General features: G+C 69.2%; 12 protein-coding genes. 6 read left to right on the top strand and 6 right to left on the bottom strand.

Annotated features, from left to right (window positions below):
- Positions 1-226: 226 nt before the first annotated feature.
- The gene (locus DMB37_RS24525) at positions 227-970 is read left to right on the top strand and encodes a hypothetical protein (RefSeq protein ID WP_135234691.1); all 744 of its coding nucleotides are present in this window, start codon (positions 227-229) and stop codon (positions 968-970) included.
- A gap of 12 nt (positions 971-982) precedes the next feature.
- On the opposite strand, the gene DMB37_RS41420 is transcribed toward DMB37_RS24525, so the two are convergent.
- Both DMB37_RS41420 and DMB37_RS24515 read right to left on the bottom strand, forming a co-directional pair.
- A complete protein-coding gene (locus DMB37_RS41420) occupies positions 983-1,267 on the bottom strand; it encodes a DUF2537 domain-containing protein (RefSeq protein WP_255508304.1) in 285 nt (94 codons plus the stop codon).
- Between the two features lie 76 nt (positions 1,268-1,343).
- Complete coding sequence (locus DMB37_RS24515) at positions 1,344-2,144, bottom strand: RNA methyltransferase (protein WP_135234689.1); 801 nt, start codon at positions 2,142-2,144, stop codon at positions 1,344-1,346.
- A gap of 162 nt (positions 2,145-2,306) precedes the next feature.
- Here DMB37_RS24515 and DMB37_RS24510 point away from each other — a divergent pair, with 162 nt between their 5' ends.
- On the top strand, positions 2,307-3,512 hold the full coding sequence (locus DMB37_RS24510) for a GNAT family N-acetyltransferase (RefSeq protein WP_135234688.1): 1,206 nt from the start codon (positions 2,307-2,309) through the stop codon (positions 3,510-3,512).
- 73 nt (positions 3,513-3,585) lie between these two features.
- Positions 3,586-3,987: a YccF domain-containing protein gene (locus DMB37_RS24505; RefSeq protein WP_135234687.1), complete on the top strand. Its 402-nt coding sequence runs from the start codon at positions 3,586-3,588 to the stop codon at positions 3,985-3,987.
- Between the two features lie 28 nt (positions 3,988-4,015).
- On the opposite strand, the gene DMB37_RS24500 is transcribed toward DMB37_RS24505, so the two are convergent.
- Positions 4,016-4,453 carry a MarR family winged helix-turn-helix transcriptional regulator gene (locus tag DMB37_RS24500; RefSeq protein ID WP_107654044.1) on the bottom strand — a complete coding sequence of 146 codons (438 nt, stop codon included), beginning with the start codon at positions 4,451-4,453 and terminating at the stop codon, positions 4,016-4,018.
- A gap of 56 nt (positions 4,454-4,509) precedes the next feature.
- On the opposite strand from DMB37_RS24500, the gene DMB37_RS24495 reads away from it, so the two are divergent.
- Entirely contained in the window at positions 4,510-4,755 is a 246-nt protein-coding gene (locus DMB37_RS24495) for a DUF2530 domain-containing protein (RefSeq protein ID WP_107654043.1), read from the top strand.
- A gap of 6 nt (positions 4,756-4,761) precedes the next feature.
- Here DMB37_RS24495 and DMB37_RS24490 read toward each other — a convergent pair whose 3' ends face one another.
- On the bottom strand, positions 4,762-6,819 hold the full coding sequence (locus tag DMB37_RS24490; RefSeq protein ID WP_135234686.1) for a neutral/alkaline ceramidase: 2,058 nt from the start codon (positions 6,817-6,819) through the stop codon (positions 4,762-4,764).
- Positions 6,820-6,943: 124 nt separating this feature from the next.
- Here DMB37_RS24490 and DMB37_RS24485 point away from each other — a divergent pair, with 124 nt between their 5' ends.
- Positions 6,944-7,558: a TetR/AcrR family transcriptional regulator gene (locus tag DMB37_RS24485; protein ID WP_228540917.1), complete on the top strand. Its 615-nt coding sequence runs from the start codon at positions 6,944-6,946 to the stop codon at positions 7,556-7,558.
- A 37-nt stretch (positions 7,559-7,595) separates the two neighbouring features.
- Here the strand turns inward: DMB37_RS24485 and DMB37_RS24480 are convergent, their stop codons facing one another.
- Entirely contained in the window at positions 7,596-10,619 is a 3,024-nt protein-coding gene (locus tag DMB37_RS24480) for a sacsin N-terminal ATP-binding-like domain-containing protein (RefSeq protein WP_135234685.1), read from the bottom strand.
- Between the two features lie 44 nt (positions 10,620-10,663).
- Positions 10,664-12,241, bottom strand: a complete 1,578-nt coding sequence (locus DMB37_RS41985) for a DUF3027 domain-containing protein (RefSeq protein WP_135234684.1) — start codon at positions 12,239-12,241, stop codon at positions 10,664-10,666.
- A gap of 17 nt (positions 12,242-12,258) precedes the next feature.
- Between DMB37_RS41985 and DMB37_RS24470 the strand changes: the two genes are divergently transcribed.
- Entirely contained in the window at positions 12,259-13,032 is a 774-nt protein-coding gene (locus DMB37_RS24470; protein ID WP_135234683.1) for a glutaminyl-peptide cyclotransferase, read from the top strand.
- The last annotated feature ends 50 nt before the right edge of the window (positions 13,033-13,082 follow it).

The following is a 13,082-nucleotide window of genomic DNA, read 5'->3' as shown; positions in this document are numbered from 1 at the left end:
TCGGCTGCGCCACAGAATTGGGCGCGACCGGATAGCTGGGTTCCCCAGCGTGTTCAGAAGCTGAAGGTGCGCCTGGACGGGCTCGAGGCGAGTAGATTTTTTGGTGTGTTGTCGACTGCGCGCGACGGCGTCGGGTGGTTCACCGCAGCGGTGAATTGTTCGAAACCCCCGTGCGTTGCTCGAAGTTCGCGGAGCTGATTCGTGCAACCATCGGGAGGTGCCGGAAATGCTATCGAAAGCTTCGTCCCTCTGGTACGTCGACGCACCCGATCCGTTGACGGTACTGCGCGCCAACCATGATCCGGATCCCGATGCCGCACTGGCGCTTGCGAAACAGCTGCACAGCGACCGGGACGTGCTGCCGATCATGGTCGGTACTCTCGCGGGCTGCGCGGGTCCGGACCTCGACGAGGTGTACATCGGTTGCTACCCGGGCGTGACGGTGGTGTGTTCGGCGCAGGCCGCCCGCATCCACCCGACCGAGCTGCCGGAGTTGCTGGTTCGTCCTCTGGCCTCCGAGCACACCTATCTGGTGTCCTTCGACACCGCGCATGGCTGGGGTGCGTTCGCGCATTGGGAGCGAGGCGAATTCCGCAGGGCGTTCAGTTCCAGCCGGGTGAACATCCTGGAGGACGAGGGCCTGCCGCTGGTCTGGGAGCGCCCGTACTGGGCGGGCGAACATCCGGTGCGCTGGCAGGCGGGCGAGCTGCCCGACCCGCAGACGCTGCCGTTCGACCCACCCGACTTCGCCGACGCCGCCAACAACGAGTGGCTCGGCTTCCACTACCGCGCTCCGGCCGCCGAGGGCGCGCTGGTCCCCGGCGACGTCGCGGTGTGCGGGTTCACGCTGTACCCGAAAGGCCAAGCGCCCGACCCGGCCACCCTCGCCCCGCAACAGCACGAGCCGGCCACCGTGCGCCCCAGACGCGGTCTGTTCAGCTGGCTACGCGGGCACGATCGCGTGTCCTGACCGCGGTACGTCTCAGGCCGCCAGCCCGTTGATCAGCAACGCCACCCACCCCAGCAGCACGCCCGCCGCACCGCCGCCGACCACCCACCTCGTCACCGGCTCCCACCGCATCCGCCAGGCGGTCGGCGCGGCGCCGCCCGCCGCGACCAGGTTCACCGCCACCGCGAGCAGCGGATGCACCTCGGCGAGCGCGCGACCGAAGGAGAACACCGCGACCGCGGCCAGCAGCGCGACCATGATCGCGACGCCGACGCCGGCGCCCCACGGGGTCGGACCCTGATACGGCGGATAATTCACGACTCCGCCTCGCTGGCGCTCGGCTCCGTCGTGCGCTCCGGCACGCTGTATCTTCGGTTCGCTCGCTGACGCTCCCTCACGTTCGTACCCGCTCGTAGAAGGCCATCGCGGCCGCGGTGGCGACATTGAGCGAGTCGGTGCCGGGTGACATCGGGATGCGCGCGCGCACGTCGGTGGCTCGCATCGCGTCCTCGCTCAAACCCGGTCCTTCGGCACCGAGCAGCAGTGCCACCCGCTCCCCCGTCATCGCCGTGGCCAGATTCACCGCCGCCGGGTTCGGCGTGAGCGCGATGATCTGGAAGCCCTTGCGCCGCAGTATATCCAGACCGTGCGGCCAGTCGGGGACGGAAGCGAACGGAACGCGCAGCACGTGGCCCATGGACACCCGCACCGCGCGCCGGTACAGCGGGTCGGCGCACCGGTCGCCGAACAGGATGGCCGCCGCGCCGAGTCCGGCCGCGTTGCGGAACATCGAGCCGATGTTCTCGTGATCGTTGACGCCCTCCAGCACCGCGACCGTGCTCGCCTTGTCGAGCACCTCGTCCAGCTCCAGTTCCGCGGGCCTGCGCGCGACAGCGAGCACGCCGCGGTTGAGGTGGAAGCCGACCACCTCGGCCATCACCTCGGCCGAGGCGCGGTAGTACGGCACGTCGACGGCGACGAGATCGTCCGCGAGTTCTGCGCGACGCTTCTCCACGCCGAGCAGCGCAGTCGGCGCGAACCGGGAGTCCAGCATCCGCTGCACGACAACCACACCCTCCGCGATCACCAGGCCCTTCCGGCCGGGCAGATCGGGTCGGCGGTCGGCGGACTTCAGGTCGCGGAAGTCATCGACCCGCGGGTCGGCGGGGTCGTCGATATCGATCACTTCGGCCACGCGCTACATCCTGCCGGGTAATCCGGACAAACACCGGCACAGGTGTCATCTTCGCCGGTGGGGAGGCGCGTGGGGTCGCCTCCCCGGCGGTCGGCGACGATAGGTCGTAGGCCCGCCGAAATTGGAGTGCGGCGCGGTGTCGCGGCGTGGGAGGGTGCAACGATGACGCTGACGAACGGCATCACTATCCGATCCGCCACCCCTGATGACGCGACCGCGATCCGGACGCTGGTGGCCACCTCCTTCGGCGGTCGACCGGACGAGGCCGAGCTCGACCGCTACCGACAGCTGTTCCCACCGGAGGGCGCGATCGTGGCGGCGGACGGCGCGCGGATCGTCGGGCACGTGCAGTCCAGGACCATGACGGTGACCGTGCCGGGCGAACGGGCGGTCGACGCCTGCGGCATCGCGGCGGTCGGTGTGGCACCGACGCATCGGCGGCGCGGCATTCTGCGCGCGATGTACACCGAGCAGCATCGGCGCACCGAGGCGGCCGGGCTGCCGCTGACCATCTTCACCGCGAGCGAAGCCACCATCTACGGACGCTTCGGTTACGGACCGACGGTGCGCGAGAACGCGGTCACCATCGATCGCCGCTTCGCCGAATTCCGGCCGACCGCCCCGAATCCGGGCGGTGTCGACCTGGCGGCGCCGGACGAGGCCGCCGAGCACATCAAGGCCGTGTACGACCGGTGGCGCAGGCTCGTGCCCGGCGCGCAGGTGCGGCCGGACGCCTCCTGGGCCGGGCTGTTCGCCGACGCGGAACGTTCGCGGCGCGGCGGCACCAGCCTTTTCGTGTTCACCCACCCGGATGGCTATGCGCTGTACCGCTACCACTACCGCGAAACCGGCATGGACGTCGACGTGGTCGAGCTGCGCGCGGTGACCGCCGACGCCCATGCGGCGCTCTGGCGGGCGCTCCTGGGGCTCGATCTGGTCAAGCAGGTGTCGGTCACGCTCAGCGACAACGATCCGCTGCCCTATCTGCTGACCAACACCCGGCTGGTGCGGACCACCGGACGCTATGACGGACTGTGGTTGCGGCTCATGGACATTCCCGCGGCGCTCGCGGCACGCACCTATCAGCGGGACCTGGATCTCGTACTCGCGGTGACCGATCCGTTCCGCGACGCGGGCGGCACCTTCGCGCTCACCGTCCGCGACGGCCGCGCCGAGTGCGCGCCGACGACCCGGGCTGCCGATATCGAACTCGGCATCGACGTCCTTGGCAGCATGTACCTCGGTGCCTACCCCGCCCGGGTGTTCGCCGCCGCAAACCGCCTGCAGGCCAAGGACACCAACCACCTGCACGCCTTCGAAGAGGCCTTCGCCGCCGACCGGGACGCCGTACTTGGCTGGTTCTTCTGAGTCATGCCGTCGAGTGGCGACTGTGATCCAGGAGAAATGTCCGGATCCCCGCTCTGCTGGCATGCTGGTGGGCATGAAGCCGATTCAGCTCGTCCTCAACATCCTCTGGCTGGTGTTCGTCGGGTTGTGGATGGCACTGGGCTACATCCTGGCCGGGATCATCTGCTGCATTCTCATCATCACGATTCCGTGGGGCATCGCGTCGTTCCGGATCGCGGCGTACGCGCTGTGGCCGTTCGGCCGGACCACGGTGGAGAAGCCGGGCGCGGGCACGGGTTCGCTGATCGGCAACATCATCTGGGTCGTCGTCGCGGGCTGGTGGCTCGCGCTCGGCCACCTGCTCACCAGCATTCCGCTGTTCATCTCGATCATCGGAATCCCGTTCGGCTGGGCCAATTTGAAGCTGATCCCCCTGTCGCTGTTCCCGCTCGGACGCGACATCGTCGACAGCGATCAGCCGTTCGGCGCCCGGTAGCACCGGCGAAAGCACCGGCCGGGCAAGCTCACTCGGATTCGGCGACGATCTGCTTCATGATGGCGACGGCCTTGGTGAGCACGACGACCTGATCCTCGGTGAGGTTGGACAGCTGCTCGGTCATCCAGGCTTCGCGGGCGTGGGTCTCATCGGCGATGAGGGCACACCCCGCGTCGGACAGCGAGACGATGATCTGCCTGCCGTCGGTCGGATGCGGCTTGCGTTCGACCAAGCCGAGATCGGTGAGCGAGGCGATGACGCGCGTCATCGACGGCGGCTGGACGCGTTCTTTGGCGGCAAGCGCCCCGGGGGTCATCGCGCCGTCGCGAGACAGGGTCGCGAGAGCGGAGAGCTGCGTCAGCGAAATCTGCGAGTCGGCACGGCGGCCGCGCAGATGACGCGTCAGACGAACCACCGCCAGTGAGAGCTCACCAGCGAGGGCTCGAACATCGGATGGCGTTGTCACAGAGGTGAACGATACGGGACGGGTGCGCGTCCGACGTGTGTTCTCGCCGCTAGGCTATGACTGTGACGCAGAAAGTGCCCCAGATCCCGGCGCGGCTCACCGACCCGAGGCCGGTGCTCGCGGTCGGCAGCGCGCTGTGGTTGCTCGCCACCGTGGTGGTGTGGGCCACCGGCGACCGGTGGGCCTCGGTGCTGCCGGTCTGCCTGATGGGCATGGTGGTCGGCGTGCTCGCGCTGGGTATTTTCCTGATCCAGCGGCGCGGGGCACGCCGCGGCGACAAGGGTGCGCAGACGGGGCTGTGAGGCCGCTCAGCCGACCTGGAAGTCGTTGGTAGCTCCGGTGAACGGGTGCAGTGCGCCGTCGGGGCTCAGGCTGTCGGCGTAGTGCTGGAACCGATACCGCCCCGGCGCGGCGTCGGCGGGAATGTCCCAGGTGAACCGCGCCACGGATTCGGCCGTGCCGCGCTTGCTCCAGAAGAACTTCACCGCCCATTCGCCCTCGTTGGCCACCCGCACCCACTCCCCTGACGCCTGCTGGCGCTGCACTTCCAGGAAGGTGCCGTTGCGGCGGATGTTGTGTTTCGGGTGGGCGGAGACGAATTCGGCGGCGACCTGCGTGCCCGGGGGGTATGCCGGGGCGGGCTGGGTCAGCACGTCGCCGAAGGTGCGACCGGGCGGGACGGTGTCCGGTCCCGCGCCGGGCTGGAAGTTCGGCTGCAGGTTGGACACATCGCGCGGGGCCGGGCCGCGCGGCACCACCTGACGGGCGGCGAATGCCGTTGCCAGCCGGGCGAATTCCTGCTGGTACGCGCAGAGGGTGTAGCGGCCGAACAGGGTCGAGGCGCCCTCGTACTGCTGTGCGTCGTATTCCTCAGGGGTGGTGACGTATTCGTGGTAGGCGTTGGCGTAGCCCTGCAGGAGCACCTGCTCCAGCGGCACGCCGAGCGCGGCCGCGACGGCACGGCGCACGCGCAGGCCCGAGGCGATGGTGAACTCCCCGCCCGCGGCGGCCAGGTAGAGCTCGCCGACCCGAACGAGCTGGATCGGCAGCACATTCGGCACCCACGCGACCGGCGGCATCAGCCCGAACGGCACGGCAATCGCCTTGGGGGTTTGGGCATCCGCGAGCCACGCGGGCACGGGAGCATCCTGGCCACCGAGCGACTGGAGGAACGGATTGCGCACCCCCTCCGGGATGGGTGCGCCGGGGAGCCCCGGCCCGTCCTCGATGCTGCCCGCGATAAGCGAGACGCCTGCCGCCGCGGGGGCGGTGCGCCTGGGCTGTCCGTCCGGGGTGAACCGGCCGTCGACGGCGATGTCGGCCAGGTCGATGTAACAGAGCATCGAGTCGACCGGGCCGCTCATCGATCGCGCTTGGGCCAGTGCGGCTTTCGACGCGGCGTACTGGCGCTCGCCGATGATGCGAGTGTTCTCGAACTCGTCCTCGGTGGGGCCGGAGCCCGGGCGCAGATTCAGGTTCGGCGACATGTCGCCCGCGTTGGTCTGTGCGAAGGCGGCGACGAAATCCGGTGCGCCGTCGAGATAGCGCACGCCGTGCTCGATGTGCTCGTAGGCGAAGGACGCGTAACCCTTGTTGTCCGAGCTGATCAGGCGATTCTCGTTGGTCATCGAGGTGTTGTGGGTGGCGAACCAGGTGATGGCGCCGACCTGCCGACCGCCCTTGACAAGGGAGAGGGCGGTCACCGCCGGATCGATGGCTCCCGGGAAGTGTTCTTTGTCGGCAACCGGATTGAGCTCCCACGCCACCCGCGAACGGTTGACGCTCGCGTTGTGTAGCTCGCCGTGACCGAGGGCCAGCGAGCCGGGGCCGAGATCGGCGTCCGCGGCGGCGATGGCCGCCACGATGCCGTCGACCTCCGCGTCGTACACCTGCTGCTGAAAACCCAAGATGGACAGGTTGTATGCGTAATCGTTACTGGAGCCGCCGCAGGTCGCGTGCGAGTGCGTCGAGGTGAGCAGCACGTTCTGCTCGGTGTACCGATCGCCGAAGCGGCGGGCCAGCTCGGCGAGCACGCCGCGGTGCACGGACTGGAAGATCATGCCGTTCTCCGCGACGACGAACGCAATGCGCCGCCCGCCGTGGCCGATGATGAACGCCCGCGCCCGTGGGCGCAGGTGGATGCCCGCTGTCTGCTGCTCGAGCTGGGAATAACCCATCATTCCGCATTCCGCGGCCGGACCGGTGATGTCGGAAAGGCCGACACCGATCTCGTACCCGCCGGAGCCGGGAGCGGCCGCCGCCGTGGCGCCGAGCGGGCCGGACATGGCGGGCACCGCCGCCGCGGCGGCCAGCGTCGCCGAACCGACAACGCTTCGGGCAAGAACGGCTCTGCGCGACAGCGACATACGCGCCTCCTTCGATCTGATGGCACTGAACCACACAACTGGTCACTCGTCCAGTCGAGATTTTTCCACCGACGAATTGACTGCACGCTTCGCGAGCGCTTAACTCCCTGGGGTGTCCTCCCGATTGAGCGTCGAAGAAAGACGGGCCCACCTTATCGAGGCCGCGATCGGTCTTGCCGAAAAAAAGGGCGTTGCGGGCGTGACCACGCGCGATGTCGCCCAAGCGGCGGGCGTCTCGCTTGGTGTGGTCCATTACTGTTTCGAAAACAAGGACGCGCTGATGACCGAGCTGGTCAAGGCGCTGTCGATGGAATTACGCGATTCTGTCGACGCCAATGAAACGGTATGGCAGGACGTCGGAAGTGGAAAAGAAGCACTTCAAAAATTGATCCGCGCGGGACTGGAACTCATGTGGCTCAACATAGAAGCCACTCCGGAACGTCAACTGCTCACTTATGAAACGACGACTTACGCACTGCGCGAGGGTGAGCAAACTCCGGCGAAACTCGCGATTGCCCGCGAACAGTACAACTTCAACGACTCCACCGTCGCCGACATCCTGGAACACGCGCGCGACGCGACCGGGAATCAGTGGTCGGTCCCGCTCACCTCGCTCAGCCGATTCACCCTCAATGTGATCGACGGAGTGGTGCTGCGCTGGCTGGTGGACAACGACAGCGAGAGCGTGCGTGCGCAGCTCGATCTGCTCAGCCACATGATCTCCGAGTACGCGGCTTAGCCCGCTATCGCTGCGGCACAGCCGGATTCGCGGGGACTTACCGTGGCACCCGGAAGTGCACCGTGTCGCCCTCGCGCCACCAGGGCACCGAGGCGGTGACTTCGACCGCGCCGTGCAGACGTACAGTCAGGTCGTCGTGCAGCACCAGGTCGCCCGCCTGCGGCGGCAATGCGAAGAGTTGGCGCAGTACGACACCCAGCGGTTCGGCGGACCAGCTGGTACGGCGGCCCGCGCTCAGCACCTCGGCGGTGACGGACTCCGAAACCAGCGGCAGGTCGAGCAGCGTCGCCAGCGCGGGTGCGGTGTCGATGTCGCCGACTACCAGGCGATTCGGGGGCAGTGCGAGACCGAACCAGGGCTGGTCGAGGACGACGGCTTGCGCCGGATCGACGACAGCACCCGACAGTGCGCGCACCCGATCGGGCAGCTCGAGGTCGGCCAGATCGAGGTACTCCGCGGCGACAGCGGCGGCCAATCGCGCATGGGTTCGCGAAATGACCTCGGGGGTAGGCGTTTTCTCGGCATCCGCGAGAGCCTCTAGCAAGGCCGCGGCCAATTCCGGAGTGATCACCGAGGGGTCGGCGAGTACCGCGCGGACCGCGGCAGCGTCCTCCGTCAGGCCGGGCACGGCGAATGTCGGCAGTAGGCCGGCGAATTCGGTGTCCGTGGGGTGACGGAACAAACCCAGTGGGGTGCCATCGATGCGCGCGTTGGCGCGCAACCACCACGCCGTGTAGCCCTCGCGGTCGGTGAGCAGACGGCGGGTGCGCGGGGTGGAAGCCAACTGCCACAACGCTTCCGGCCACGCGGCCTCGTCCACCAGGTCCAGATCGCGGACGGCGGCCAGTTCCGGCGGATCCTCCGGCAGCGTCGACCACCAGGAATCCTCGTCATCGAGGTCGTGATCCGGGCCGGTGGGATCGGCCTCGACCACCACGCTGAAGTCCCAGCCGACGCCGATGGCCCGCAACGCTTGCGCGCCATAGCGTTCCACCATGGCTGGGTCGATCGAACTGAACGGTGAATCCTCGACCAGCAGCTCACGCAGTGGTGCGTCGGGCAGCAGCAGTTCGTCGGCGGGCCGCGATTCGCCCTCGGCATCGGGCAATTCCAGCAGCCCGAGCCAAGACGGGAGGGCGGCCGGATCGGCGTGCGCGGCCAGACGGAGCACGGCATCGGTGATGTCCGGGTCGTCCGGGTGATCTTCCAGCTCGGCGCGGAGATCCGGCTCGCTCAGCAGATCTTCGGCGGTCGCCGAACGCGCACCAAGCCGGGCCAGCAAAGGGTGCGCGGCCTCCGGGTGCACCAGCCTGGCCCAATGCACCGGGATCGCGACCTCGAGCTGGTCGTCGAGCACCGCCGTGCGCGGGCCGGTGACCAGGCGGCCGTCGGCCAGCGGAACAGCAAGCGCACCAAGCTCTTCGGCGGCCAGCGGATCCACCACGAACGGCTCCAGCGCCGCATACAGCGCGTACCACCAGTGCGGCGGGCGCTCCAGTCCGCTCGACAGCTCCGCCAAGCGCGCCAAACCGAGACGGTGCACATCCAGCACGCCGAGCGCCTCGGCCTGCCCGCGGCCGGACAACTCCGGGATCACCAGTGGGCCAACGACATCATCGAGCAGTCGCGCCAATTCCTCGGTCAAGCCGGTGAGCGCGCTTGCCCGGGTCGGCACGGCGACATCGATCTGCCTGTGCGGCGAATCGGTAAGCAGCCCACCGGTCGCATCGTTGAGCGGCCCGCCGAGCGAATCGTTCAGCGGCCCGCCGAGTGAATCGGTAAGCGGTGCGTCAACCGAATCAGCGGTCGGTACTTCGACGGATTCGGCGCTCGGTGCGTCGAACAAGGTGAAGCCGCCGGCTTCCGGGGTTCCGCCTGCGGGCGAACTCGATGCCGCCGTGCCGGCTGGGCTGAGTGTGCCGGGCGAACCGTGGTGCGGCGCGGGGTCGTACAGGCCGGTGGCTGCGTCGTCAGCGACTTCAGGGGCGGTGTGCCGGGTAGCGACGACCGGCAGCCAGGGATGGGTCTGGAGGTCGCGAACGAGAGCTTCGCGGAGCAAGCCGTCTGCCTCGCTGCGCGCGAAGGCGGGGGTGGGAACCAGCACGAGGCGATCGCGGGGCGGCAGGGCACGGGCGAAATCGGCGTAGCCGGTGGCCAATTCGGCGAGGCGAGCGCCGGGAAGCAGGCGGCGGCGGTCCGGCTGCATGGGGATGTCGGCGATCAGCAGGGCCGGGAGGGACAGTTCCTCGTCGGATCGGGTCGGGGCGCGCAGCACATCCGGGGCGGCGGGGATCGGCCTGCCGTTGCGGATGGGGAGCAGCCAGCGGGCGTGGGGCGCGCGATACTGCCACCAGACTCGATGGGTGTCACCAGGACCGGCGACGCGCACCTCCTGCAAGCCGTTCCCGAGATCCGCGGTCGTGCTGGTGAACTCCGCCGTATCGATCGTGATGCTCTGTAGCGCAGGCAGTTCCAGCAGCAGGTCGACCGCTTCGGCGTGCATACCCGCGAGCAGGGCGGCGGCGTCCACCGCCGGGCGCAGCCGCAACACGACCTCGGTATCGAAACCGGCCATCGGCGCGGCCTCGATCGGCCAGGTCATCCGCAGCACCGGTGGCGCGAAACCGTCGGCGTCCTCCGCTGAGCTCCCGGGGATGCGAATGCCGTGCTCTCGCAGGGCATCCCAGGTCAGCTCGCGCGAAAACCGCAGCGACCCGGTGGCAGAACGCAACTCGATCTCATCGCTGACCGACAGCACCGCGGTGAAACCGACACCGAACCGACCGACAGCGGCGACATCCGACTTGCCGGACGCCCGCAGCGCGGTCAGCGCGTGCACACCGGAGACATCCAGCGGCGCACCGGCATTGGCGACATGCAACGCGCCACCGTCCAGTCGCACCAGCAGCCGACCGGCGACACCCGCCTTGGCGGCCGCGTCCGCGGCGTTCTGCGCAAGCTCGGTCAGCAGCCGGTCCCGGTACCCGGCGCGCACCAGATCCGCCTCGGTCGCCGCGTCCTCGCGCAACCGGGTCGGCGAATCACGCCATGCGGCAAGCACACCCGCCCGCAACGCCGACGTGCCGAACGGATCGGCCGTCTCGGTCAGTTCTGCGGCGATGACTCGACCGCCCGGCCCTCAGCCACCTCGGCCGCACCATCGGCAGCCTGCTCGTCACCCGAAGACGCCTGCGCGACTTCGGCGTCGTCAGCCGGAGCCGCCGCGTCGGCAGCCGTCCCGCCCGAGTTATCCACGGCAGCCTCGGCATCCGCAGGGGCGACGCCACTTTCGTCGGCGGCCCGCGCAACCACAGCCTCGTCGGCAGCGCTACCGGCCGCACTCGGCTCCGCTGCGACGCTCGGCTCGCCTTCCGCCGCGGCATCGGCGGCCGCGGTGTCCGAGGCAGACTCGGTAACCACAGCGGCAGAGCCACCTTCGTCATCTGCTTGCACGCTGACACTGGGCGCGGAATCCGTAGCATCCGCGTCACCCGCAGCAGCACTGCCGGTCTCGGCGACCGCAGTCGGGGTCTCGGTGCCTGCGGCAACTGCCGCGTCGGCCTCCGCAACCGTGGTCTCAGCGTTCGGCACGGACTCGGCAGATCCGGACTCGGCACTGGGCGCTTCCCCAGTCGGTGTCGTCTCCGCGACAACAGCGACGTCCTCCGACACGGTCTCGACCTCCGACGCAACGGACGCGTCGGGCGTTTCCACCACCGGTGCGACCGCATCGGTGGCAGCCGCTTCGCCCTCGACCGCAGGCGTTTCCACCGCAGTGTCGGCGACCTGCGTCGCAGCCGCCGAATCCGCCTCGGCGGCAGGAGTTGCCGCCGGGTCGGTCACCGGCGTCGCAGCCGCATCGGCCGCGGCCGCAGCGGGGTCGGCCACCTCCGTGGCAGCCGCTTCGGCCGCAGGGGTTTCCTTGACCGGCGCGAGTTCCTCGGCGGGGATCAGCTCCACCGCGGCGTCGTCGAATGCCTCGTAGAGCGGCGAACCACCGCCGGTGGGGGCGACGGTGTCGGAGTGGGCGCCGCAGCCGTAGGCGGCGTGCACGACGTGGCCGTCGGCGCCCATGGCGTTGCCGCAGACACCGAAGGCGGCGCGCAGGGAACCGGCGAGCGGGAGGTAGAAGCCGCACAGGCCGCAGGTGGACGGTGCCGCCTTGGCCATCTCGGTGTCGGGGCCGAACTCGCCGTACCAGCGCTCGGCGGCCATTTCGCGGCCCTCGAGGCTCATCACCTGGGTGCGGCCGAGGCCGATCTCGGTGGCGACCTCGTCGACGGCCGGGTCGCCGTTGGCGACGTAACCGGGCACCAGGCGCGGGTCGTTCGGCGGCGGGGCGAGCAGGTCACCGGGCGCGAGATCGCCGGGCCTGATCCGCTGGTCCCACGGCACGAATTCGGGCGCGACCAGCGCGTCGGGGCCGGGCAGCAGCGCCGATTCGCTCACCGTCGCGTAGTCGGCCTCCGGTGGGGCCGCCACCACGACCGCCCACTGCCAGCCGCGATAGCCGGGCAGGGTGGCCTCGAAGCGGTGGGTCGCCGCGCTGTCGTCCTCGGCAGCCACGCCGAGATGCGCCCCGACTCCAGCTGGTTCCAACTCCAGGAGCGCACGGCGGGCCAGATCGACGGCGTCGGCCAAAATCGGCCTGACACCGGACTCAGAAACAGAAACTGCGCTCACGGCCTACATTTTGCCGTATGAAACGCAATCGGCGTTCGTTGGCCATAGGTGTGCTGGTCGGTCTGGTCATCTGGAGCGGGTGTGGCGCGGCCGAAGAACCGTCGCCCACGATGAATATCGAGGTCGTGGCCACCAGGTCGCACGATCCGCGCGCCTTCACGCAGGGCCTGGAGATCCACGGCGAGGTGCTCTACGAAGGCACCGGGCTGTCGGGCGCGTCGAGTGTGCGGGCGACGAACCTCGACACCGGAGTCGAGCTGGCCCGGGCCGACCTGCCCGCGCCCTTCTTCGGCGAGGGGATCACCATGGCCGGGACCATCCTGTGGCAGCTGACCTGGCAGAACCACATCGCTTTCGCCAGGGACCCGCACACCCTGGCCGAAGTCGGCCGCGCGTCCTACGAGGGCGAAGGCTGGGGACTGTGCACCAGGGCGGGGCGGCTGGTGATGAGCAACGGCACCGACACCCTCACCTTCCGCGATCCGGTCACCTTCGCGCCGACCGGCTCGATCCGGCTCACCAGCAACCACAACGCACGGCTCAACGAACTCGATTGCGCCGAGGACGGTTCGGTGTATGCCAACGACTGGCCCAGCGATCGCATCCTGCGCATCGATCCCGACTCCGGCCAGGTGCTCGCGGTCATCGACGCGGGCGCGCTGCTGCCGCATCGGACGCGGACGAGCGAGGACACGCTCAACGGAATCGCGCAGATCCCGGGCACCGACCGGTTCCTGCTCGCGGGCAAGAACTGGCCGACCACCTTCGAGGTCCGCTTCGTGCCCGCCTGAGCGCCGCGCCCGCGATTCGCTTGCGATTCGTGGCTGCGGGGAAGTCCTAG

This window comes from Nocardia sp. CS682 (genome assembly GCF_004634405.1).
GTDB lineage: Bacteria > Actinomycetota > Actinomycetes > Mycobacteriales > Mycobacteriaceae > Nocardia > Nocardia ninae.
The sequence above is the reverse complement of the archived record's forward strand: the minus strand, read 5'-3'. Positions and strand labels throughout refer to the sequence as shown.

Bases quoted from the DNA above. Each gene is read 5' to 3' on its own strand.
- DMB37_RS24525 (WP_135234691.1), top strand. From the start codon at position 227: ATGCTATCGAAAGCTTCGTCCCTCTGGTACGTCGACGCACCCGATCCG.
- DMB37_RS24510 (WP_135234688.1), top strand. From the start codon at position 2,307: ATGACGCTGACGAACGGCATCACTATCCGATCCGCCACCCCTGATGAC.
- DMB37_RS24505 (WP_135234687.1), top strand. From the start codon at position 3,586: ATGAAGCCGATTCAGCTCGTCCTCAACATCCTCTGGCTGGTGTTCGTC.
- DMB37_RS24495 (WP_107654043.1), top strand. From the start codon at position 4,510: ATGACTGTGACGCAGAAAGTGCCCCAGATCCCGGCGCGGCTCACCGAC.
- DMB37_RS24490 (WP_135234686.1), bottom strand. From the start codon at position 6,819: ATGTCGCTGTCGCGCAGAGCCGTTCTTGCCCGAAGCGTTGTCGGTTCG.
- DMB37_RS24470 (WP_135234683.1), top strand. From the start codon at position 12,259: ATGAAACGCAATCGGCGTTCGTTGGCCATAGGTGTGCTGGTCGGTCTG.